General features: G+C 41.5%; 19 protein-coding genes and 1 pseudogene. 9 read left to right on the forward strand and 11 right to left on the reverse strand.

What is annotated here, in order from left to right:
* Window positions 1-102: 102 nt before the first annotated feature.
* Both FTU38_RS13030 and orn read right to left on the reverse strand, forming a co-directional pair.
* Entirely contained in the window at window positions 103-873 is a 771-nt protein-coding gene (locus FTU38_RS13030) for a ThiF family adenylyltransferase (RefSeq protein WP_180004537.1), read from the reverse strand.
* 470 nt (window positions 874-1,343) lie between these two features.
* On the reverse strand, window positions 1,344-1,901 hold the full coding sequence (gene orn / locus FTU38_RS13035) for an oligoribonuclease (protein ID WP_067763591.1): 558 nt from the start codon (window positions 1,899-1,901) through the stop codon (window positions 1,344-1,346).
* A gap of 125 nt (window positions 1,902-2,026) precedes the next feature.
* Here orn and rsgA point away from each other — a divergent pair, with 125 nt between their 5' ends.
* From rsgA to secB, 4 genes are all read left to right on the forward strand, one after another.
* Window positions 2,027-3,085 carry a ribosome small subunit-dependent GTPase A gene (rsgA, locus tag FTU38_RS13040; RefSeq protein WP_180004539.1) on the forward strand — a complete coding sequence of 353 codons (1,059 nt, stop codon included), beginning with the start codon at window positions 2,027-2,029 and terminating at the stop codon, window positions 3,083-3,085.
* 93 nt (window positions 3,086-3,178) lie between these two features.
* The gene (locus FTU38_RS13045) at window positions 3,179-3,586 is read left to right on the forward strand and encodes a rhodanese-like domain-containing protein (protein ID WP_078189639.1); all 408 of its coding nucleotides are present in this window, start codon (window positions 3,179-3,181) and stop codon (window positions 3,584-3,586) included.
* A 20-nt stretch (window positions 3,587-3,606) separates the two neighbouring features.
* Entirely contained in the window at window positions 3,607-3,861 is a 255-nt protein-coding gene (gene grxC, locus FTU38_RS13050) for a glutaredoxin 3 (RefSeq protein ID WP_078189640.1), read from the forward strand.
* A gap of 40 nt (window positions 3,862-3,901) precedes the next feature.
* Entirely contained in the window at window positions 3,902-4,357 is a 456-nt protein-coding gene (gene secB / locus FTU38_RS13055; protein ID WP_078189641.1) for a protein-export chaperone SecB, read from the forward strand.
* 150 nt (window positions 4,358-4,507) lie between these two features.
* Here the strand turns inward: secB and FTU38_RS13060 are convergent, their stop codons facing one another.
* The 7 genes from FTU38_RS13060 to FTU38_RS13090 all read right to left on the reverse strand — a co-directional run bounded on the left by FTU38_RS13060 (window position 4,508) and on the right by FTU38_RS13090 (window position 14,810).
* The gene (locus FTU38_RS13060; protein WP_078189642.1) at window positions 4,508-5,314 is read right to left on the reverse strand and encodes an enoyl-ACP reductase; all 807 of its coding nucleotides are present in this window, start codon (window positions 5,312-5,314) and stop codon (window positions 4,508-4,510) included.
* 151 nt (window positions 5,315-5,465) lie between these two features.
* Entirely contained in the window at window positions 5,466-6,287 is an 822-nt protein-coding gene (locus tag FTU38_RS13065; protein ID WP_180111432.1) for a TatD family hydrolase, read from the reverse strand.
* Window positions 6,288-6,295: 8 nt separating this feature from the next.
* On the reverse strand, window positions 6,296-7,252 hold the full coding sequence (locus FTU38_RS13070) for an RsiV family protein (RefSeq protein WP_168378435.1): 957 nt from the start codon (window positions 7,250-7,252) through the stop codon (window positions 6,296-6,298).
* 74 nt (window positions 7,253-7,326) lie between these two features.
* Window positions 7,327-8,154, reverse strand: coding sequence for a hypothetical protein (locus FTU38_RS13075; protein ID WP_180010218.1), 828 nt, complete (start codon window positions 8,152-8,154; stop codon window positions 7,327-7,329).
* Between the two features lie 106 nt (window positions 8,155-8,260).
* Entirely contained in the window at window positions 8,261-9,853 is a 1,593-nt protein-coding gene (locus FTU38_RS13080) for a peptide chain release factor 3 (RefSeq protein ID WP_078192693.1), read from the reverse strand.
* 242 nt (window positions 9,854-10,095) lie between these two features.
* Entirely contained in the window at window positions 10,096-12,162 is a 2,067-nt protein-coding gene (locus FTU38_RS13085; RefSeq protein ID WP_180111447.1) for an EAL domain-containing protein, read from the reverse strand.
* Between the two features lie 437 nt (window positions 12,163-12,599).
* The gene (locus FTU38_RS13090) at window positions 12,600-14,810 is read right to left on the reverse strand and encodes a carboxy terminal-processing peptidase (RefSeq protein WP_180111449.1); all 2,211 of its coding nucleotides are present in this window, start codon (window positions 14,808-14,810) and stop codon (window positions 12,600-12,602) included.
* A 200-nt stretch (window positions 14,811-15,010) separates the two neighbouring features.
* On the opposite strand from FTU38_RS13090, the gene nagZ reads away from it, so the two are divergent.
* Together nagZ and FTU38_RS13100 are read left to right on the forward strand one after the other, a co-directional pair.
* Window positions 15,011-16,033 carry a beta-N-acetylhexosaminidase gene (nagZ, locus tag FTU38_RS13095; RefSeq protein ID WP_180088981.1) on the forward strand — a complete coding sequence of 341 codons (1,023 nt, stop codon included), beginning with the start codon at window positions 15,011-15,013 and terminating at the stop codon, window positions 16,031-16,033.
* Window positions 16,034-16,163: 130 nt separating this feature from the next.
* Window positions 16,164-17,033, forward strand: coding sequence for a class I SAM-dependent methyltransferase (locus FTU38_RS13100; protein ID WP_180102526.1), 870 nt, complete (start codon window positions 16,164-16,166; stop codon window positions 17,031-17,033).
* Window positions 17,034-17,059: 26 nt separating this feature from the next.
* On the opposite strand, the gene FTU38_RS13105 is transcribed toward FTU38_RS13100, so the two are convergent.
* On the reverse strand, window positions 17,060-18,388 hold the full coding sequence (locus FTU38_RS13105; RefSeq protein ID WP_180026007.1) for an alpha/beta fold hydrolase: 1,329 nt from the start codon (window positions 18,386-18,388) through the stop codon (window positions 17,060-17,062).
* A gap of 303 nt (window positions 18,389-18,691) precedes the next feature.
* Here FTU38_RS13105 and FTU38_RS13110 point away from each other — a divergent pair, with 303 nt between their 5' ends.
* From FTU38_RS13110 to pta, 3 genes are all read left to right on the forward strand, one after another.
* The gene (locus tag FTU38_RS13110) at window positions 18,692-19,957 is read left to right on the forward strand and encodes a glutamate-5-semialdehyde dehydrogenase (protein ID WP_078189652.1); all 1,266 of its coding nucleotides are present in this window, start codon (window positions 18,692-18,694) and stop codon (window positions 19,955-19,957) included.
* A gap of 492 nt (window positions 19,958-20,449) precedes the next feature.
* The gene (locus tag FTU38_RS13115) at window positions 20,450-21,667 is read left to right on the forward strand and encodes an acetate/propionate family kinase (protein ID WP_180010213.1); all 1,218 of its coding nucleotides are present in this window, start codon (window positions 20,450-20,452) and stop codon (window positions 21,665-21,667) included.
* A 59-nt stretch (window positions 21,668-21,726) separates the two neighbouring features.
* A complete protein-coding gene (pta, locus tag FTU38_RS13120; RefSeq protein WP_180111451.1) occupies window positions 21,727-23,868 on the forward strand; it encodes a phosphate acetyltransferase in 2,142 nt (713 codons plus the stop codon).
* A 145-nt stretch (window positions 23,869-24,013) separates the two neighbouring features.
* Here the strand turns inward: pta and FTU38_RS13125 are convergent.
* A pseudogene (locus FTU38_RS13125) lies at window positions 24,014-24,102 on the reverse strand (IS5/IS1182 family transposase); the annotation flags it as partial.

The following is a 24,102-nucleotide window of genomic DNA, read 5'->3' on the forward strand; positions in this document are numbered from 1 at the left end:
AAATCAATATTTTAATTATTCCAACATTGTGTCTGATTTTAATTCTATATACAAAAAAAGCACCGAATTCGGTGCTTTATTTTTTTCAAAATGAGATAACTGTCATGCTTTTGCTCGTTTTGCATCAAGTTTTTTGAGCACCTCTGACACAGCCACCATCGCAAAGCTGGACGTCACCACTACTGCTGAACCATATCCACCACAACGTAAGCCCGCACTTGGACAAACATCAGCACTGGAAAATGGATTATCAATCGAATAAACACAGGTAATCCCAAACTTTTCTTTCGGCTTTTTACAAATGCCTTTGCCGCGTAATTGTGTGCGCAATTTAGCTAACATCGGGTCTTGCTCTGTTCTTGATAAATCTGCGACTCGGATTTTCAGCGGATCAAGTTTACCCCCTGCTCCACCCGAAACGATCAACGGAATTTTATTAAAACGGCAATGTAGCATTAAGGCAAATTTTGCCTTCACATCATCAATGCAATCTAAAATTAGGTCAGGAGCACCTGCCAAAATTTCTTTGACATTTTCAGGCGTAAGATAATCATCAATCAAATTTATTTTGATTCGGGGATTAATCGCACGGCAGCGCTCTGCCATCACTTCAATTTTTTCATGTCCCAGTGTCGTGCTCATGGCAGGCAATTGTCGATTGATATTCGATGCAGCAACCACATCCATATCGACCAAGGTTAGCTCACCAATACCTGTACGTGCTAAAGCTTCTACCGCCCATGAGCCTACACCACCGATCCCGATCACCATGACATGACTTTTTTCATAATGATGAAAACTTTCATCACTATATATTTTGGCTACGCCAGCAAAACGGCGGTCATATTCATCATCTTGGAGCAGTTCAGTCATAAAAGTACAAAAGCAGGAAACAGAAGCGCCATTCTAACAAAACTCCTTCATTTTGACTGCGGTAATATTTCTATCACACAGATGGCTTGATCCAACAAATGAAAATAAGCACAATAATTTCGATTAAAATTTATACTAAAACTCAAATAATATTGTTATCCGCCTATGTAGGATCGCCATGTTTTTTTCTATTTTATTGTGTCTGAATACCCTACTTATTTTGGCCTACGCCACACTGATCGTGATATATCAAAAGAAAAATTTGAATCTAAGCAATATCATCCGAATTCTATTTCTCACTCTGTTCGCATTGGTGGCTTTTGCACACTATGAAAGTGAACAACAATTTATAATTATGTTGTGTTTATGGGTAGTTTTCGAGGCATTAAACCTCAAAAAACTCAATGCAGAAAAGTTGAGAAAGTAGCGCTAAAAAAAGAGGCTTTCGCCTCTTTTTCAATCTTACAACCTTAGTCTTTATTCATAATAAAGAAATATTCACGGTAGTATTTAAGCTCTGCAATGGAGTCACGGATATCATCCATCGCCAAATGCGAGGCATTCTTTTTCAAGCCACCCATGATCTCTGGGCGCCAGCGTTTCGCCAATTCTTTCACTGATGATACATCAAGATTACGGTAGTGGAAGTATTGTTCCATTTCAGGCATTAAACGATGTAAGAAACGACGATCTTGGCAAATTGAGTTACCACACATTGGTGATGATTTTGGATTCACCCATTTTTTCAAAAATTCTAAAGTTTGCTGTTCAGCATCTTGTGCTGTCAATTTACTACGACGTACACGTTCGATTAGGCCTGATTGACCATGTTGGCGAGTATTCCATTCATCCATCGCATTGAGCACACGGTCAGACTGATGTACCGCAAGCACAGGCCCTTCCGCCAGAATATTTAAATTATCATCCGTCACAATTGTTGCAACTTCAATAATCTGGTCGTTATCTGTATCTAGACCTGTCATTTCAAGGTCAATCCAAATCAGGCGTGTATCAGGTGTGCTGCTCATAAATGTGCAATCTTATTAGGCTGTAAAAATGAACATAGTAGCAAATTTATTGGGCTTGCGCTGTAAATAGACCCTGCTTTCATGCTATTTTTGCCATCTAGTTTTCATGGTTTTTTAGGATATGAATGGCTTTAATTCGTAAGCGCCGACTGACTGAACAGCAGCAACGTCGCATTCAGAAGCAACATAAATCTCGTCAGGAAGAAATCGATACTTCTGCAGATTTGGAAGGCTTGGTCGTCCAACATTATGGTCGTCAACTTGAAGTTCAAGCGCTGTCTACACCCGACCAACATCCTGAAAAACCTATTGTGCAAGCTGGTGAACCTGAACCACATTGGAAACCCATCGAATTAGGCAGTGTTTGGCGCTGCCATACCCGTACCAATCTCGAATTATTGGTGACGGGTGACCGTGTCAAATGGCAAGCTGACCCGATCACAGGTTTGGGGATTATTACCGCGATTCATCCACGCCAATCTTTACTGACACGCCCTGACCGTTATCACAAAGTGAAACCTGTCGCAGCCAATGTCAGCCTGATTGTGATTGTATTTGCACCACTTCCTGAGCCAGCGCCAGGCCTGATTGACCGCTATTTGGTGGCCTGTGCAGATGCCGATATTCCAGCTTTATTGGTCTTAAATAAATCCGATTTGCTTAAAGACAATGATCCGATCTTAACGCTATTACAAGAATATCGTGACTTGGGCTATGAGGTTATGCAAACCCAATCTGATGGTGACTTAAGCGCACTTTCTGCTCGACTTTCTGGTGAAACTGTCGCATTTGTAGGTCAGTCTGGGGTTGGTAAAAGTACTTTAATTAATGCCATTGTTCCGGATGCTGCGCAAAAAACCAATATTATTTCGGAAAACTCCGCGCTCGGTCAGCACACCACCACCTCTACGCGCTTAATTGCGTTTGGTGAAGGTTCTGCATTGATTGATTCACCTGGAATCCGTGAATTTGGTTTATGGCACCTAGAATTGGAAAAAGTTCAGCAAGGTTTCCCTGAGATCGAGTCACATTTGGGTTATTGTCAGTTTCGTAACTGTACGCATAAACATGAAAAGCAATGTGCGCTTAGAATGGCGGCTCAAAATGGCGAAATTTTGCCGCGCCGATTAGACAGTTATTTACGTCTGATCGACGAAATCACGGAAGCGCAGCAAAAAAATTAATTTTTATTCTGTTCATGCCCTTGAAGGGGTGATTTTGATCACCATATTTATGGGCTATACTCTTGGCAATTTAAAATTGTAGTTAGGTGAATTGTGGAACGTTGGTTCGAATTTATGGGGAATCACCCCTTCTTATTTGGAACGCTGGCTGTATTGGTCGTGCTGTTCTTTATTCTTGAAGGCCAGCGTAATGGTCGCAAAATTTCACCTCAATCTTTAGGGATTTTAGTTAAAGCTAAAAATGCTCAATTGATTGACTTACGTGATGCGAAAGACTTCCGCGAAGGTCATATTAGCGGTAGCCGTAATATTCCATATAGCCAAATTACAAAACACATTGAAGAGTTAAAAACTTCTGATCGCCCGTTGGTTTTTGTATGTAACCTTGGTCAAGTGGCAGGTTCTGCATTGCAACAAGTCGGTCATGCAGATGCATACCGTTTAGACGGCGGCATTAGCAACTGGAAAGCTCAAGGCTTACCTTTAGTTAAAAGCAAATAAGCGCTTCTTAGGAGATTAACATGGCTGAAGTTACGATTTATTCAACAACTGTATGTCCTTACTGCATTCGTGCAAAACAGCTCCTAGAGCGTAAAGGCGTGGCTTATAAAGAAATTAATTTATCCAATGAAGCGCCTGAAGTACGTGTTGAATTGATGCAACGCACCAACCACCGTACCGTTCCTCAAATTTTTATTAATGATCAGTTTATTGGCGGTTTTGACCAACTTTATGCTTTAGAGCGTGAAGGCAAACTCGACGGCATGCTATCTTAATTTTAAACATAAATCGTCACCTCATATTAAGGAATAAACAATGAGTGAAGAACAACAAGCTCAACCACAATTGGCATTAGAGCGTATTTATACTAAAGATATTTCTTTCGAAGTACCTGGGGCTCAAGTATTTACTAAAGAATGGCAGCCTGAACTAAATATCAACCTTTCTTCTTCTGCAGAAAAAGTTGATCCAACACACTTCGAAGTTTCACTCAAAGTTGTCGTTCAAGCAAACAATGCGGGTGACACTGCATTTATCGTTGACGTTACTCAAGCAGGTATCTTCCTGATCGATAGCGTTGAAGAAGAACGTCTTCCGTACATTCTTGGTGCTTACTGCCCAAATATCTTGTTCCCATTCCTACGTGAAGCAGTGAACGATATGGTGACTAAAGGCAGCTTCCCACAATTATTGCTTACACCAATTAACTTCGATGCTGAATTCGAAGCGAATTTGCAACGTGCGCAAACTGCTGCTGAAGGCCAAGCTTAATCGCTTATCTTTAAATCTAAAAAAGACCGCTTTTAGCGGTCTTTTTTATTACCTTTTAGCTTCCCCCTTTACTAAAAGGGGGAATGAGGGGGATTTACTTCTACTTAACAAAATCCCTCCCCCCCTCCCTTTTAAAAAGGGAGGAGCAAATTACTCAGCATCTGCCATTAGATCAGCGCTCATACCTACAGTATTAAAGCCAGCATCAACATACAAAATTTCACCTGTAATACCATTTGCCCAAGGCGAGCAAAGGAACAATGCTGCATTACCTACATCTTCAATGGTGACATTGCGTTTAAGCGGTGCGACTTTTTCATTTAGGTCTAACATTTTACGGAAAGATTTAATCCCTGAAGCCGCTAAGGTACGAATCGGACCTGCTGAAATCGCATTTACACGAATACCTTCAGCACCAAGACTTGTTGCCAAATAACGTACGCCTGCTTCTAGTGACGCTTTTGCCATACCCATAACATTATAGTTTGGCATTACGCGTTCAGAACCTTGGTAAGTCAGCGTCAATAAGCAACCTTGACGTGCAGCCAATAAAGGTTTTGCCGCACGAGCCATCGCAATAAAGCTATATGCGCTGATGTCGTGAGCAATTTTAAAACCTTCACGGTCGGTAATATCAGTGAAATCGCCATCTAAAGTATGTGCCGGTGCAAAACCAATTGAATGCACAACACCATCTAGACCATCCCAATGTTTAGCAAGTTCAGCAAAAGCGGTATCAATTTCAGCGTCCACTGCGACATCACATGGGAAAACTAAAGTTGAACCAAATTGTTCAGCAAAATCATCTACACGTTTTTTTAATTTTTCATTTGGGTATGTAAAAGCCAGTTCTGCACCTTCGCGATGTAAAGCTTGCGCAATACCAAATGCGATTGATAACTTACTTGCAATACCCGCGATTAAAAAGCGTTTGCCAGCCAATAGTCCTTGTGCCATGTGAAACTCACTCAAAATAATTTAACAGCATAATGCCAAGTCTAAAGCATTTTAGAAATTGCATAATGCGCCTTTTTTTAGAAAACCATCATTGTATAAACAATGTGGAGAAAACCTGATTCAATCAAGCAGCGTCAATATTTGTTGCCGCTTAAACGTCCAAATGCAATGCTTGTAATGAATTTCTCCATAAGATCTGTGCAATCTCAGATTCAGTACGGTTTAAGCTCTGAGCCAAACCCTGCAAGACATAGGGCAAATTGACCGGCGTATTACGAGTACGCCCTTCCGTCGAATGCTGACAACATAAGGGTGTCATATCGGGACAGTCGGTTTCTAAGACCAAATGTGCCGCCCCTAAAGTCTGAACCACTTGATGTAATTTTTTTGCATTGGGATTGGTGATTTGCCCCGTTACACCAATTTTAAAACCTAGCTTGGTAAATGCCTTCGCTTCTTCAACACCACCACTAAATGCATGTGCGATACCACCGAGCTTAAATTGATGCTTTTTCAACATCGAAAGCACCTCCGCATGGGATTTGCGAATATGCAGCAAAATGGGTTTATCAAACTGCTGTGCTAATTCAAGTTGTGCGGAAAAATACTGCTGCTGCTTTTGAAAAAGTTCGGGCTGTTTATGCTGTTTCAAAAAGGTATCTAAACCTATTTCACCGATAGCGACACAATCATGCTGCTTTAGCAGCTGTTCCACATCGAACAAATGTTCTGTACGATGTTGCTCAATATAAAACGGATGTAAGCCGGGGGCTAAATAGCTTTTGGGAGCATTGGATAAACGAGCTAAAAACTCTTGGGTTTGCAGCAAATCGTGAAAACGTGACTGCACAAAACCAATCAATACCAAAGCATCGACACCCACCTGTTTGGCAGCATGCGCCAACTGTTCCCGATCAACGTCAAAATCAGGAACATCAAAATGCGTATGCGTATCAAACAGTGAGTAAGTCATTGAACTAATTAATTTGCTTTTACGGCTGAGGCTTCAGCAGCTTCAACTACTGGTAGATATTGCTTTTTCAAGATACTTTGCAATTGATCATACGGAATGGTCAAACGTGGTAAACCCGCCACATATGGCCCAATTTCATATTCGGCATATTGCAAAATTAGACCTTGCTGACTTAGATAAAAGTTATCAGACAGTTTAAATTTCCAAATCTGTTCATATTCTTGAACATTGTCCGCCAACTTGGCATCTTTCACCCAAGTTTTAAAGACTTCATAGCCCAGCTTTTCAAGTTTAGTACGTTGATTGGGCAGCAATATGTCATTGAGCTGTACCAATTTTTGAGTGCTTAAATCGAAGTTATAATATTGCTGTGCAGAAGAACCATGCGCCCCACCTAAATATGAGCTGGTATTTAAAACCACTGTTGCCAAGGGTTTTTCAGCATTCAATATTTTAGGTTTAATCATCAAACTGATTTGCTGATTGGCGCTTAAAGATTTCAACTCTTTATCTAAATTTAAAAATGCTTGCATATAAGGCTGCGTGGCTTTTTCCAATTTTAATTTGGGCGTTTCAACCTTTGCCAAAGCAGATTTTGCTTCAGACGCTGCAGGTACTTCACTTGCAGCGGGAGCGTCTTTGCTCAGCGTTTTATCTTCTAAAGGCGAAACAGACAGGATCTCTCCCAACTGTTTTAAAATTTCCGCATCAATAAATTCATCAATAAAGGCTTGATTACTGTTTAAGCGTTCAACTGAAATTTCAGGACAGACCCCGCCATCACATTCAGGTAAATTCAGTTGTAATTTTTCCGCATCACCAATCAGTTTTGCACTCAAATCTGGCTGTTCAGTTTTGGCTTGATCCGGCTTTTTTTCAGGTTCAGCTTGTTGTGGCTGACACGCCGTGAATGCAACAGAAACTGCCAATATTGAGCTTGCCCAAATTTTATTTTTTTGCACCATTGCTTCAACCTTTCATTTCGAATAATTGATATTTATCTCAGTAAATATCTCATCAAATTAAATACTTTCGTTGTTTAGAACATATGCTGATACACATCAGCTTTCAAGACTTGTTGTGTTTGCGCTTTGCTGAGATAAATATCCAGTTGTGTACTATCTTTGATAATTTCATCTGTACGGTAATGCAAACCGACACCTTCTTGATCAAAGAACCAATCTGCTTGGCCCCAATAGAGCTTTTTCGGTGCCGATTTTTTGACATCCACCTCTTGTTCATCTAACCATTTGCCATAGGCTTGCTGCACAATGGCATCCATATTTTGCTGCTGCTTTGCATCAATAATATCTAAGGGTTTGAGATTTTTTTTCGCACGACGGTCTGCCACAAAAAAATAATAGCGCTCTTTGACCGTGATATTTTCCTGTTTGGTATCGACACCGATTTGCAGCAGCACATATTGATTCCGTTGATATGGAACTCGTGTGTACATCGCCAATTCATAGGCTTTATTGGTTTTAAACTCGGCCTGCCAAGCATCTGATTTTTTCACATACGCATCGACAGCTTGTTGGAGATTCATATTCTGCTTTAGTGCAATCTGATCTTGTACGACGCTCGCCTGATTCTTTTCAATCCAGCTATTCAACCACGTATCTACGGTCTGAATGGTTTGTATCTCTAAATCAATACAACTTTTATTTTCACAAAACGGTTTGGCAATTTTAGCGGCTTGCTCTTGGATATTTAAATAAGGCAAAACATCTGGATTGATCACGGCCGCTTCAGAAGCGCCATCATCGGCCGGCTTTGTCGCTTTGTTTTCTTTTCCTGAATCACATGCACTGAGCAGCAAAACACTCCCCAAAAGTGCAAAAACTGTAGCATCCTTGAATATTTTCATGATGTCCTAAACGACCAAATGATTGCGTAATGTATGGATTTAAAAACTCTACCACAAAATAAAACAGCTTCACGAAGAAGCTGTTTTATTTCTGTAAAAGAACAACTTAGTGTTCACGTGTATTGCTGAACACGATATCCGGATAACGTTCTTGCATTAACTGTAAATTCACACGACTTGGTGCAAGATAAGTTAAATGACCACCGCCATCGACAGACAATTGGTCGTGTGCTTTTTTCTTAAATTCGTTGAATTTTTTCTCGTCATCACACGATACCCAACGTACGGTATTGATACTTACAGGCTCATAAATACAATCAACTTTGTATTCTTCTTTCAGACGATAAGCCACAACTTCAAACTGAAGTACACCCACAGCACCCACGATTAAATCGTTACTGTTTTGCGGCATAAAGACCTGAGTCGCCCCTTCTTCTGAAAGTTCTTTTAAGCCTTTTTGTAGCTGTTTTGACTTCAATGGATCTTTTAAACGCACGCGACGGAACATTTCAGGGGCGAAGTGCGGAATACCGGTAAAGTGTAAATCTTCACCCGAAGTGAAGGTATCGCCGATCTGAATCGTACCATGGTTATGCAAACCGATAATGTCGCCCGGCCATGCTTCTTCAAGGTGCTGACGGTCACCAGCAAGGAACGTTAAAGCATCACTAATACGCACATCTTTACCTAGACGCACATGTTTCATTTTTAAGCCTTTTTCATACTTACCTGAACAGATACGCATGAATGCAATACGGTCACGGTGTTTTGGATCCATATTGGCTTGAATTTTAAAGACGAAACCAGTGAAGCCTTCTTCAGTCGCTTCAACTTTACGGTCTTGAGTTGGATGTGCTTTAGGTTCAGGCGCATATTGACTAAATGCATCCAAAACATGGTCTACACCAAAGTTACCGAGTGCCGTACCAAACAACACTGGCGTTTGACGACCTGCCAAAAATTCATCACGGTCTAAAGGTTCATTGGCCATTTGAACCAATTCCAATGATTCTTCAAATGCAGCCCAAGCGAGATCACCGACTTTTTCACGCAAATCTGCATAGTCATAGCCATCACGGACTTCAATATCCGTAATTGTTGAACCGAAACCTGCCTTATAAACGTAGAATTTTTCTTCGAGTAGGTTAAATACACCGGCAAAGTCACGACCTGTGCCCAGTGGCCAAGTAATCGGAACACATTTAATTTTTAAAACGTTTTCGATTTCATCTAGCAGTTCTAATGGCTCACGAATTTCACGGTCCATTTTGTTGACGAATGAAATAATCGGCGTGTCGCGCATACGACACACTTCCATCAATTTGATCGTACGATCTTCGACACCTTTTGCACCATCAATCACCATAAGCGCAGAGTCAACAGCGGTTAATGTACGGTAAGTATCTTCAGAAAAGTCTTCATGCCCTGGGGTGTCGAGCAAGTTAATCATCTTGTCTTTAAACGGGAACTGCATAACAGAGGTGGTGATCGAAATCCCACGTTCTTTTTCCATTTCCATCCAGTCAGACGTTGCCGCACGATCAGATTTACGGCTTTTTACCATACCTGCAACCTGAATCGCCTGTCCCCATAACAACAGTTTTTCTGTCATTGTGGTTTTACCGGCATCGGGGTGGGAAATAATAGCGAAAGTACGTCGCTGAGCGACCTGTGTCGCTAATTCTTCTTTAAAACTCATGAAAGACACCTACTGCAAAACTCGCAGTGCAAAAGATCAGATCTGATCAATATGGAAAATTGGCGATATTGTATCAGATTGACCATTAAAAATAATCAACCACATCGGGTTGAGTCAAAATCTTAGCGTGGCGTGTCTTGATGTTTTACATTGGATGACGACCTGTTTTTATCGACGATATAACGTATTCCACTGTCTTTTCTTCTATACTCATTGGCAATGCGATAAGACCACAAATGACCTTATTCAACTTTCGCTTTCATGCTTTCTTCAAGCTGTGCCACTGGCATCGGCATTCCTAACAAATATCCTTGTAACTGTTGGCAACCTAAACGTTTTAAAATTTCTGCTTGTTGTTCTGTCTCTACACCTTCTGCAGTGACTGTTAGCCCCAGTCGAATTGCCAAGTGAATAATACTTTCTAAAATAATTTCTTCTTTAGAGCCAACGCTCAAATTGCGGATAAACTCACGGTCAATTTTCAGTTCATCTACAGGCAGTTCTTTTAAATACAAGAAACTTGAATGTCCCGTTCCAAAGTCATCAATCGCAACTTTAATCCCCATCTGTCTCAAATGTTCAAAAGTCACGATACTGGCATCGATATGATGCATCGCTGTTGACTCGGTAATTTCAATAATTAAGTTTGACGGGTTAATTTCATAACGTGCAAAAAGCGACTCTAAGGTACTAAATAAATGTTTATGCTCAAACTGAATGGCTGATAAATTGACCGCAATCGGATATAGCGGCATATTCAGCTTTTCCCAGTGCTGAATTTGCTTACAGGCTTCTTCAAGTGCCCAATAGCCCATGGCAATAATCAGTCCAGTTTTTTCAGCGCCATTAATGAACTTATTTGGCGTCAACATACCTAGAGTTGGATGATTCCAACGAATTAAGGCCTCTACCCCACAAATTTCACGATCAGCGGCATTAAATTTTGGCTGATAAAATAAGATAAATTGTTGTTCTTCTACTGCTTTATACAAATCATTGATCAGTTTCGTCTGACTTTTTTCTTCAAATTGGTCGGCGGTATAATTAAAAAATGAATAGGTATTACGCCCTTGATACTTTGAACTCAGCATTGCAGTGTCTGCATTGATCAGCAGATCTTGCAAGTTCGCACCATGTTCTGGGTACATCGCAATACCAATACTGCCTGAAATATTGATTTCCTTACCTGCAATCAAGAAGCTTTCTTGCATCAATTCCAATATTTTTTCAGACATTGCTGTGGCAGAATCATTGCTTGCCGACTCAAGTACAATCAGAAACTCATCCCCACCGATTCGTAGCAATTTGGCTTTATCATTAATTAAACGGTGAATACGCGTAGCAATTTGAATCAGTAGTTGATCACCCACATGGTGTCCAAACACATCATTGACCGCTTTAAAACGGTCGATATCAATATAAATAAAAGCAATTTTATCTTGTCTTAAGCGATGCTCTGTAAATAGAAAATGTGCATATTCAGCCAAAAATAGTCGATTAGGTAAACGGGTCAAATTGTCCTGTACAGCTTGATTGGCTAGTTCTCGATTTGCGCGCATCAACTGCAAACTGCGATGTTCTAAACGTTGCTCAAGTACTGCAACGCTAAAGGCCGCCATCAACAATAAACTGGTGACAAATAAGACAATAAATAGCAATAAATTATGGTTAATTTGAGCCGCAACCAATACATCCATCGAGTTTAGCGGTACAAAATCAACAGCCGCCATACCAATATAATGCATAGCCACAATGCTAAAAGTCAGCATTAATGCGACAAAGACATTCAAAATATTCCGTTTTGGCGAATATTTATTTTTAAACGTCATCCAAAAGGCCAAACCCGAACCACAGATCGCAACTAAAATTGAACAGATAACAATTAAAGGTTCATACCGTTGTTCATAGCCCTGAACGGCTAAACTCAGCATACCGGTATAATGCATGCCGGAAATGCCAAGGCCCATTAACACTGAACCTAAAATTAAACGCGGAAAAGGTAATGTCTGTCGTGTGGTTAACCACACAGCAAAAGTGGAAGCAACGAAAGCAATAAAATAGGATATCAGGGTCAGACTGGTATCGAAACTATGGCTTGAAGGCAAATGGCTGGCCATCATGCCTACAAAATGCATGCACCAGATCGCAGCACCTAAAATTGCACCGCTGAAGAATAAAATGACATTTTCATATCTTGGTCGTGTTCCACGAAACAACATTTGTTCGAGTGAAACAGCAAAGTAACAACTTAATAATGCAACTACGATTGAACCAGCGACCAGACTGTAATCATAATGAATATGAGTCATATCAAGCGTTCCGCTTAGGTTATCGTGGCACTTTCTTTAACCGAATTACCCAATCTATCTCTTCCCTTTAACTTGTTACATTTTCAATTACTTACTTATTTTCTCTTAGAATCTATTAGTCTACGGTAATGGTCAAGTCTTTCTTTCAAGATTTTAAGCAACTGATTAATTTAAAAAAATAAAGCTTGATGAAGTTCACTAAAACTTAAACTTTTGATAAAAATTGCATCAGGTGTTTATTATTTTAGAACAGTTTCTAATCATAATAAAATGAATAAGTTAGAATCATTTATAGATTGCTTTCTAGATTTAAATCGAACACCGCCCTACTCACAAAAAAAATAGCGAGCCGTAGCTCGCTATTTCTCAATGGATAAATTCATCTTTTCTGTCAAAAACTCAAGCAATCATCTCAATGTTATTTATGGATGAATTACTTACTTTTTGGCTGTTGTTGTATGCGTTTTGCCTTGTAATTTGGCATAGTCCATTAGCACGTTTGCTGCTTCCGTCACAAAGACTTCTTCTTCAGGCAGTGCTGGACGTTGGTTCGCCTTCATTTTCGCACGTGCTTCCACCAATGCATCCATAGACGCTTGGTAGCTCTCCCAGTTGGCATAAGGCTTTTGACCCACCACTTTACGACGTTGATTTTCAGCATCCAAAGACTTTTGCTCTAGTGCCAACAATTCAGCTTTACGCTTCGTTAAGTCGAGTACCACACGCTTTTGCTCATCCGTCTTTTTTGCAATCGCTGTACGTTGCTCTAAATACTTAAATTGAGGATCAATCGTGACGCGTTGCTGAGATGACTTAATCAAATCTGGAACATAGGCTTGGATCGAGCCTTCACGTTTAAACGGTGCAGTTGGAATAGTATCCCACTGTAAAGCATTTTTCGATTTACGCTCACCAAACTCTTCATTGTAAATATCGACCAGCTTAATATCCGGTACGACCCCTTTATTTTGGGTACTGCCGCCCGTCACTCGGTAAAATTTACGTTGCGTTAAGGTTGCTTGACCATAGGCTAAAGAGTCAAGTTGTACCTGCGCTGTTCCTTTACCCGTTGTGGTACTACCAATCACCACACCACGCTCATAGTCTTGAATCGCAGCAGAATAAATTTCACTCGCAGAAGCCGAAGCCAAATTAATCAATACCGCCAATGGGCCTGCATAAGTTTGCGCGCCACCATCATCATCTTCAAACACGCTGACATTGCCATTACCATCACGGATTTGCACCACTGGACCTGATTTAATCACTTGTCCAAGCATACGTGCTACTTCTTCAAGTGAGCCACCAGGGTTGTTACGCAAGTCAATGATGATGCCTTCAACATTTTGCGCATCTAAAGTTTTTAAAGCTTTATTGGTATCTTCCGACACAGAACGGTAATCTGTACCCGCACGACGTGCACGATAGTTTAAGTAAAACGATGGAATTTCAATCACACCAAACTTATGTTTTTTGCCATCACGTTCAATTTCAACGGTACGTGAACGCACGCCTGCATCTTCTTCTTGAATTACATCACGTACAATAGTGACATTTCGCGCTTGATTCATGGACGCACCAGCACCCAATAAACGTAAAGTCACTTTGGTGCCACGTTTACCACGAATCAGTCCGACAATTTCATTGCTCGGCCAACCGATCACATCCACCATTTTGTCGCCATCTTGGGCAACACCAACGATGCGATCGCCTGACTTCACTTGTCCTGATTTGCTGGCTGGCCCACCTTCCACAATCGTCTCGATTTTGGTGTAGTCTTCATTACCACGTTCAGGACGGATCGATACCCCAATCCCTTCCAATTGCAGCGTGGTTTGACGGTTCAATTCCATCGCATCTACAGGTGGAAAGTAATTACTGTGCGGATCATACGTCAGCATCATGGCATTCAGAGTTTTATCAAGCACATCATCGCTTTTTAAACGACTAATCCGCTCTAACTGACGTGTATAACGCTTGGTTAAAGTCTGTACAGGTGTTAAGTCTTCAGGACCTGTTAAGTCTTGACCATTTGCCAGTGTTGGGTCATCTTTCAACGCTTTTTGTTTGGCTTTCTCTTCTTCTTTGCTGATGGTTAAATTGATCAGCTGAGAGACCAACATTTTATTCCAATGCGCACGCTGTTCTTCTGTCGATTTAAAGAATGGCGCTTTTTCACGATCGGTTTCGATGTAGTTATTCGGTTGATTTAAATTCTGTGGCTTTTTCAGCTCTTCCAACATATAGGTGTAGAACTGTTTTAAGCGCTCACGATATTGCGCATGAATCGCATACGGCCCTGTTAAATTGCCCGCTTTGAGATTTGCACCAAAAGTTGAACCATAACGTTTTTTATAATTTTCAATATCCGATGCCAAGAACAACGTATGTTCAGCGTCTAAACTATCAATATAAAAATCTAAAATACGGTTAGAGGTATTGGCATCTAAACGCTGATTTAAATAGTGTTGACGGTCTACCAATGTTGCAAGCTGACGTGAGACCAAGGCTTGCTCTTGTGTGGGCTGAATGGTACCCGCGCTCACTGCTTCTGTATTATTGGCAGCAATTGCGTCATTCACCACATGAGTGAAAAAGAATCCACCTGTCGCAATCGCAACGGCACAAGCTAATGTTTGAAGTTTCATAAATAATTTGTACTTCCTTGGTATTAAGACCAATATTACCGTGTTGGTTTTCGACCTGAATTGAATAGATTCAAAATCTTAAACAACTTAATATGTTTATGTCGTGTAGTTTTATCATATTCTCTGCTGACAAAGTGTAGCAAATCATTGCAGAATTCAGGTATTGTTTTTCCTTAAAAATTCCAACACGGACACCGAATATGATTGGCGCATTAATGCTCGACATTGCTGGCACAGAACTTACCCAAGAAGATATTGAACTATTACAAGCACCACAAGTTGGCGGCATGATTTTATTTGGTCGTAACATTGAATCTCCTGAACAAGTTCGTGCCCTGACCGACCATATGCGTCAAATTCGTCCTGATATTTTAATTGCGGTCGATCAGGAAGGTGGTCGTGTACAACGCTTAAAGCAAGGCTTCACACTCCTACCAGCTATGGGCAAGTTTGGAGAAATTTACTTAACTGAACCTGAAAAAGCTGTTGAACTGGCTGAACAATGTGGCTGGTTGATGGCAGCCGAAGTCCTTGCGGTCGGCATCGATTTCAGTTTTGCACCGGTGCTTGATTTAAATGATGTCAGTGATGTGATTGGTGACCGTGGTTTTGCCAAAAATATGCAAGACATTATTCCATTGGCAAGTGCTTTCTTAAAAGGTATGAAACGTGCGGGGATGGCATCTACAGGTAAGCATTTCCCAGGCCATGGATCGGTGAAAGCAGACTCACATGTTGCTGCTGCCATTGACCATCGTAGTTATGAAGAAATCTATCAAAAAGACATGCAAAGCTTTATTCAACTGCAACCACAGCTTGATGCCTTAATGCCTGCGCATGTGATTTATGAAAATATTGATCCTAACCCTGCTGGTTTTTCACCGTATTGGATTCAGAAAGTCTTACGTCAAGAGCTCCAATTTGATGGCGTTTTATTCTCCGATGATTTAAGCATGCAAGCAGCTTGTGTCGCTGGCGGCGCAGATGCTCGTATCCAAGCAGCATTAAATGCAGGTTGTGATATGGGCCTCGTATGTAATAACCGTGAATCTGCATGCATTGCGCTTGATGGAATTCAAAACTTGGCTCTTCCAAATCAGGAACGCTTAGAACGTATGCGCGGAAAAATCCCACAAATTGAGATTGGACAAAGCATTGAACTCGGAGCGGACTGGCAAAATGTGCGTAACCGCATTGTGGATTTTAAAAATCAATATTGCTAATCCAAGACTTTCAAAATTCTAGAAAATGGAGCACGACAAGGTGCTCCTTTTTGATTTATGATGAAGTCAAAATAAGTGCTTCGGTGCTATACAAAAATTGCCAATAAAAACAACATTAGGTCAGGACGACATGACACAAAGTTTATCGGAACATCGACACATTTCCTTTACTGCACATTACACCGGCTATATTTGGTACAGCATGGGGATTTCACATCCCGTTTTTGCTACGCGTAAAGGCAAATTTTTAGCACGTTTAGTCCACCCATTAGAAAGCTGGGCAGAAAAGAATGTGGGCGGTAGCATGCGCTCGACGCTCAAACAGCGCCATGCCATGATCGATCAGCATTTAGATCAACTCATTGCCCAACACCCTCAGCTACAAGTCCTCGAAATTGCCTGCGGCCTCTCCCCGCGCGGTTGGAATTTTCGTACCAAGCATCCTGAAATTGACTATCGTGAACTCGACTTGCCAGATATGGCAAAAATCAAAACACAGGCACTTAAACAGATTGACCCGCATGCCCCCGAGGTCTTAACTGGGGACATTTTCACTCAAGATTTTGAACGTATTTTTCAGAGTTTTGACCCTGAACGTCCTTTGGTGGTGATTAGCGAAGGTCTGATTAATTATTTTGATCAAACCCTACTGAATAAGTTATTGCAAGGGATCACCGAATATGGCGCCTCATTTCAGGAATTACATTATCTGACCGACATCTATCCTGAACCCGTCAAGAACCGTTTAGCACGTTTTATTTGGGCCAGTAGTAAATTACTCAAAGTCATGTCTCGCAGCGCTTTTACTTTTCATTTTCAATCCCCTGCTGAATTACAGCAGTTTTTCAGTCATACAGGATTTGAAGAAGTAGACGTCGTTCAGCCGGCCTTATACTTTCCACAACAGCAACAAGAACAAGTGATTCCTTTCCACGATGCAGAGCAGCACTGTGGCGATTTGGTTTGGATGGTCCATGCCAAAACAAAAAAACAGCGCTAACGCGCTGTTTTTTATATGTTCATGTTTTAACTTACGGCTTCTAATAACAACACATCTTCTTTTTGGCGTTGTACAAAGCGCAATAAACGCTCCGCCAACTCAAAACTACCATGCTTAAACAAAGCACGAACCTGCGTATCTACAACGTCAAAGATGAGACATTCAATTTTAAACTCACCTTCTTCATCTTCTAGATGTAATGCCAAATCCCGAGGATATGCGTGCATGGAGTCCAACATTTCAGCCTGTACATTCAGTAACACGCCGAAATAATTTAAATCCGTAATTTGAGTTTCAACCACGAGGTCTGAATGGCGATGAGATAAATGCGTGAATGGCTGTTGTACACTTACACGCGCTTCGCCACGGCGTTCAATATTTTGCATTTGCTCTCGGCTCATTGGAATGATCCCATCCAACTGCTGAATAGACTCACCGCGTAGATAAGTTGCAAACAAATTCATGGTTTCCTTACGGCGTTGCAACTGCGGTAAATGATCCGCATTGGCAATCATGGCAAATTGCATATTCGGACATTGCAAGGCAAAGCCCGCATTTTCATGTGGCAAAGTAAAACTGTCGTACTGCCCGCAAGACACCAATACATCACACTGTGGAATCGGCACGTCTTGCAAACGCAGCAAACGGTTACAGTTAATGTCATAACGCTCTTGTTCGGTATTGGTGAATTCAGCCATTTGTCTAAAGAACAAACGCTTTGCTGTCGGTGACATCCGCGTCACATCCAGTTTGGCATGATTAACCAAATACAAAATCACCGCTTGACCAAATTCATCCATGCGCTGTTCTTTCATCAAATGCAAGGATTCTTCAAGCAACATGCGCCAGCTCTTGCGCGTTTTTTGCATTACGCCCATCAATATCATGCGGTCAATCAATTCAGGACGTTGATCCGCCAGTCCTGCAGCCACCACTGAACCGAGCGACATCCCCATCACGGATACTTTTTCTAGCCCGACGATATCCAACCAAACGCCTAACATCTGTGCCAGATCACCCAACTCTAAAGTCCCTGCCGACACCGAAGTATCGACATTGGTAATTTGCTGGTTTGAGCCCATGGAGGGTAAATCAATTAAAATAATTGGGCCTGCCGCAAATAATTGTTCGACACAATATTTGTAGGAATTAAAGTTTTGAAATGCCCCACCAATAATAACAATCGGGGTGCGATGAATGGTTTCAGGTTGTGCAATGGCCATATATTCGACCTTCCAGCCATCAATCCATGTCGTTCTGGCAGGCTGTTTAAAGCTTTGCTTGTCATACAGATCGAAAAAACTGTAATGCGTACTTTCCTGTACGGTGGGATCCATTTGGATAATGGAATTCATATTCCTTTCCTCCATTCCTGCCTTATTTTTATTGTCAGGAATTCATTTAGAGACTCTGCTCGACTTAGCGTCCTGCTCTTTAATCGTTATTTGTACGACTTCAATGTCGCTATTGTTTCATTCTATACAGAGGTTCATTTTACAAGCAACTGATATCCCCGCCGCTTATCTACTTTTGTTCTAAAAACAATTTCAAAATGTTAATTCTGGTCAGCATGTACAGTCGAATATGCACTTAAGTGCTTCATTGTTCAGTCACAGGCTGTTAATATCGAGTTGAAATTTCTAAGTGATCAAACCGCTATGCAAGAGTCTATTGAACAATACATGCAAACGGTAGGACAGCAAGCACGCACAGCATCACGTGTGCTCGCAGGGGCTTCTACCCAGACTAAAAATAATGCCTTATCAGCAATTTATACTGCTTTACAAAACAGTGAAACTGCAATTTTGGCAGCTAACCAAGTGGATATGACCAAAGCGCATAACAACAACTTGGATAGTGCTCTACTTGATCGCTTAGAACTTACCCCCACACGCTTTAAAGGCATGCTTCAAGGTCTAAAAGATGTAATCGCACTCACTGACCCGATTGGCGAAATTACCGATATGGCCTTTCGTCCGACAGGTATTCAGCTGGGCAAAATGCGCGTGCCGCTAGGTGTTGTCGGCATGATTTATGAATCTCGCCCGAATGTAACGCTTGAAGCCGCATCTTTAGCGCTTAAATCAGGTAACGCGATTATTTTACGTGGTGGTTCTGAAGCTTTGGAATCTAACCAAGCAATTGCGGCAGCGATTCAACATGGCTTAACTGCTGCAGGTGTACCTGAGCATGCCGTTCAAGTGCTTAATACCCCAGACCGTGCTGCGGTTGGCCAATTAATTACTATGCCTGAATATGTCGATGTGATCGTACCTCGTGGTGGCAAAGGCTTAATCGAACGTATCACCAATGAAGCACGTGTGCCTGTTATCAAACATCTTGATGGTAACTGCCATGTTTTTGTGGAAGCTCAGGCTGATTTGCAAAAAGCATTACCTATTGCGCTTAATGCCAAAACACACCGTTATGGCGTATGTAATGCCATGGAAACCTTGCTCGTCGATGAAAATGTCGCTGAAGAGTTTTTACCACGCATTGCTGAACTTTATGCTGAGAAAAAAGTTGAACTTCGTGGCTGTGCTGAAACCCAGCGCATTTTGGGTGAATCGATTGTTCCTGCAACTGAAGAAGATTGGTACACCGAATACTTAGGCCCGATTTTGGCAGTGAAAGTCGTTACTGGCCTAGATGAAGCGATCGAGCACATCAACAAATATGGCTCACACCATACCGACTCGATCATTACCGAAAACTTTAGTCTGGCTCGTCAGTTCTTGGCGCGTGTAGATTCGAGTTCAGTGATGATCAATGCCTCAACGCGTTTTGCGGATGGGTTTGAATATGGTCTTGGTGCTGAGATTGGTATTTCAACCGATAAAATCCATGCACGCGGACCAGTCGGTCTAGAAGGTCTAACTTCTCAAAAATGGATTGTGTTTGGTGATGGTCAAATTCGCCAATAACACCCAATAAGACAATGAAAGCTGTGCTTTTCTGATTAAAGGCACAGCTTTTTTTATGGCGATTTAAAAAACTAGACCCAGGGTTCACATATTGAAATATAAGCCTGCAAACACACAGGATATAGAATCGAAAACAGATTTTTTGACAATTAAATGCTTAAGAAGAATAAGAAAAGTTCAAATTACCTGCTTTTTGCAACAATTTGAGGATTACAGCGCAGCAACCGCATGTTATGTTCTATGTATATCCCTTAAATCGTATAAATTTTGAGGATTATTTTATTAATAAATGAAAACTATGAACTGATAAATTTTAATTATTATTGTGCTCAGGGTCGATAGTGCTTAAGTCTAATCTCCTAAAGTCTATCTAGGACGATAAAAAAACCCATGATAAAACATCATCACAGATCTAAATTGCATCAATCAATACAACTGCAATCAGATCAACATTATGGATAAGTATTTCAATTAGAATTCGGGTATTTAAACGTGTCTACATCAGTATTAGTAATTAACTGCGGATCTTCTTCTATCAAATATGCGTTAGTTTCTGAGCGCCGTGAAGATCGTATTTTTGGTCTGGCCGAGAACCTAGGTTCTGCTGATGCACGTATTAAAGGGGTCACTACGGGTGGTGCTGCGCTTGAGCTGTCTATTCCACATGCTGACCATGAAAAAGCCCTCGAAACTATTTTAGAGCGTTTGGCTCACCATAATCCTCAAGCGATTGGTCACCGCGTGGTACACGGCGGTACATTAACCAAAGCTGAGCTATTAACACCAGAAATTATTGAACGTATTCGTGAAGCTACACCGCTTGCGCCATTGCATAACCCTGCTCACTTGGTGGGTATCGAAGCAACCATGCGTTTGTTCCCTGAACTTCCGCAAGTAGCCGTATTCGATACAGCATTCCACCAAACAATGCCGTCTCATGCATACCGCTATGCATTACCAAAATTCTTGTACACACAGCATAACGTACGTCGTTATGGCTTCCACGGTACTAGCCATGCCTACGTATCTGAGCGTGGCTCAATGTTGGCAGGCAGCTTTAAACAAGGTGGCTGGTTAACTGCTCACTTAGGCAATGGTAGCTCGACTTGTGCGATTTGGAATGGTCAATCTGTAGATACGTCAATGGGTCTAACACCACTTGAAGGTGTGGTGATGGGCACACGTAGTGGTGATGTTGACCCAAGTATTCACAGCTTCCTTGCGAGCAACTTAGGTTGGGATATCTACAAAATCGACAAGATGCTGAACAGCCAATCAGGCCTACTCGGTTTGTCTGATCTTTCAAATGACATGCGTACGTTGATCGAAGCATCGGAACAAGGCAACGAAGATGCAGCACTTGCCATTGAAGTATTCTGCTACCGTTTAGCAAAATCTTTGGCAGGTCTCAGCTGTGGTCTACCACGTATTGACGGTTTATTCTTTACCGGTGGTATTGGTGAAAATTCTGCCTACATTCGTGAAAAAACAGTTTCATACTTACCGCACTTTGGTTTCAACCTTAGTAAAGAATTAAATGACAACTTAAAACGCGGTACTGAAGGTCGTATTGACCACGGTACTGGCCCACAAATTTGGGTTGTTCCAACCGATGAAGAAGGCCGTATTGCCAAAGAAACTGAGCATGTTGTAGACGAGGTGACAGCGTCTGCTACAAAAAAGTCTGATGCTGAAGCTGCGATTGCATAAGCAATCGCATCAGCCCCTTCGCCTTCAATATTAATTTTTAGCTTTAATTTAGACACCGTATGAAAACAATTTTACTCGTGCCAACTGGGGAAGGTGTAGGTTTAACATCTGCATGCTTAGGTTTAATTTATGCTTTGGAATGCCAAGGGGTCAAAGCAGGTTTTCTGAAACCATTTTCACAGGAAAATGTCGCAGATACTGTAGACCGTACAACGGCTCTTTATCGTCATTTATTTAATAATGAAACGGTAGAACCTATTCATCATGCCACCATCGTGAAGCAACTCAGTCATGATGAAAGTGATGAACTGCTCGAAGAAGCGGTTCGTTTGCACCGTGAAATTGCAAAAAAGCATGATCTGATTATTGTTGAAGGCTTGGTTCCAAACAGCCGAGATAACTTTGCCTCAGAACTCAACGCAACTTTAGCAAAAGCTCTTGATGCTAAAGTAATTATTGTCAGCACAGCAGATATTCAAAATGCCACGAAAACGGCTGAGAAAATTGACAGTTCTCTACGCCAATTCGGTGGTGCAGCATCTGAACGTACTGCGGGCGTTTTGTTTATGCGCACACGTGGTTTGCCAGAAGAATCTGCGCAAATTCCTGTCACGCTTGATCCAAATCTGCGTTTAATCAGTGATACCCATAAATTTGTACTCGAATTACAACAAAGTAATCCGCAAATTGGTTCTACACAGCTACCTGTCATTGGCCTCGTTCCATTTAGTAATACGCTCAGCGTACCGCGCATGTCTGACTTGGCGACGCATATTCAATCAGAATGGATCAACCAAGGCGATGCTGCTCATCGACGCGTACTACATAGCAGCTTAGTTGCCTCTAATATTGAACATGAACTTCACAAATTTGTGGCAGGTGAACTGATTATCAGCGCCTCTGACCGTATTGATGTATTGTTGGCTTCTAGCCTTGCAAGTAGCAATGGTATTCCACTTGCCGGTTTGGTTTTGACTGAACACCATCAACCGAACCCACAAGTTTTGGATTTCTGCCAAACCGCGATTAAGCAAGGCTTACCGATTTTACATACGCCTTTAAGCACTTTTGAAACGGCACAACAACTTTCAAATTTAGGCAATGAAATTCCTGTCGATGACGTAGAACGTGCAGAACAAGTGACCCGCTTTGTTTCAAGCCACATCAATGCTGAGTGGATTACTGAAGTATTGAATGGTTCGTATCAACCCCGTTTGTCCCCTTCTGCATTCCGTCATGAATTAGTACAAAAATCTATTGCTGCGAAAAAACGAATTGTTCTACCTGAAGGTGATGAACCACGCACCATTCAGGCGGCTGCCATTTGTCAATCACGTGGCATTGCACACTGTATTTTATTGGCAAAACCTGAAGCCGTGATTGAAGTTGCAAAAGCACGTAATATCGAACTTCCACATGATTTGGAAATTATTGATCCAGATCTGATTCGTGAAAACTATGTGCCTAAAATGGTTGAGCTGCGTAAAGGTAAACTCAATGATCTACAAGCACGTGAACAGCTACAAGATACTGTGGTTTTAGGTACCATGATGCTTGCACTCGATCAGGTGGATGGCTTAGTCTCAGGCGCAGTACATACTACGGCGAATACTGTACGTCCTGCATTCCAATTGATTAAGACTGCACCTGATTATTCATTGGTTTCTTCAGTATTCTTCATGCTGTTACCAGATGAAGTCTATGTATATGGTGACTGTGCCATTAATCCAGATCCAAATGCAGAACAGCTTGCAGAGATTGCGATTCAATCTGCAGATTCAGCGAAAGCTTTTGGTATTGACCCACGTATCGCAATGATTTCGTATTCAACAGGTACTTCTGGTGCAGGCGCAGATGTCGAGAAAGTGGCTGAAGCAACACGTATTGCCAAAGAACGCCGTCCAGACTTACTTATTGATGGCCCGCTTCAATACGATGCTGCATCGGTGGAAAGTGTGGGACGCTCTAAAGCACCTGACTCTAAAGTGGCTGGTCGTGCCAATGTGTTTATCTTCCCTGACTTAAATACAGGTAATACAACCTATAAAGCAGTTCAACGTTCTGCAAATGTAGTCAGTGTTGGCCCTATGCTGCAAGGTTTAAACAAGCCTGTAAATGACTTGTCACGTGGGGCTTTGGTCGATGACATCGTGTTTACCATTGCATTAACGGCAATTCAATCCGAACAGCAAGAAGCTTAATTTTAGTTTCGAGTTCTAAACCACCCTTTCGAAAGATTGGGTGGTTTTTTTATTCATTCCGATTTTTCCGCATTTCAATCTTATTTATATTGCGATAATTTTCATCTTATTAGGGTGTGTTGACATTTACAGCCGATAAATTGAGCTAAAGAGGCAACCATATAAATATACAAGCTAAAGCAACAGCGCTTTGATAGTTACGTTTTAGCTTATCGTATCTTGTGGCAATTCCTC

This window comes from Acinetobacter sp. YH12098, from assembly GCF_013419235.1.
GTDB lineage: Bacteria > Pseudomonadota > Gammaproteobacteria > Pseudomonadales > Moraxellaceae > Acinetobacter > Acinetobacter amyesii.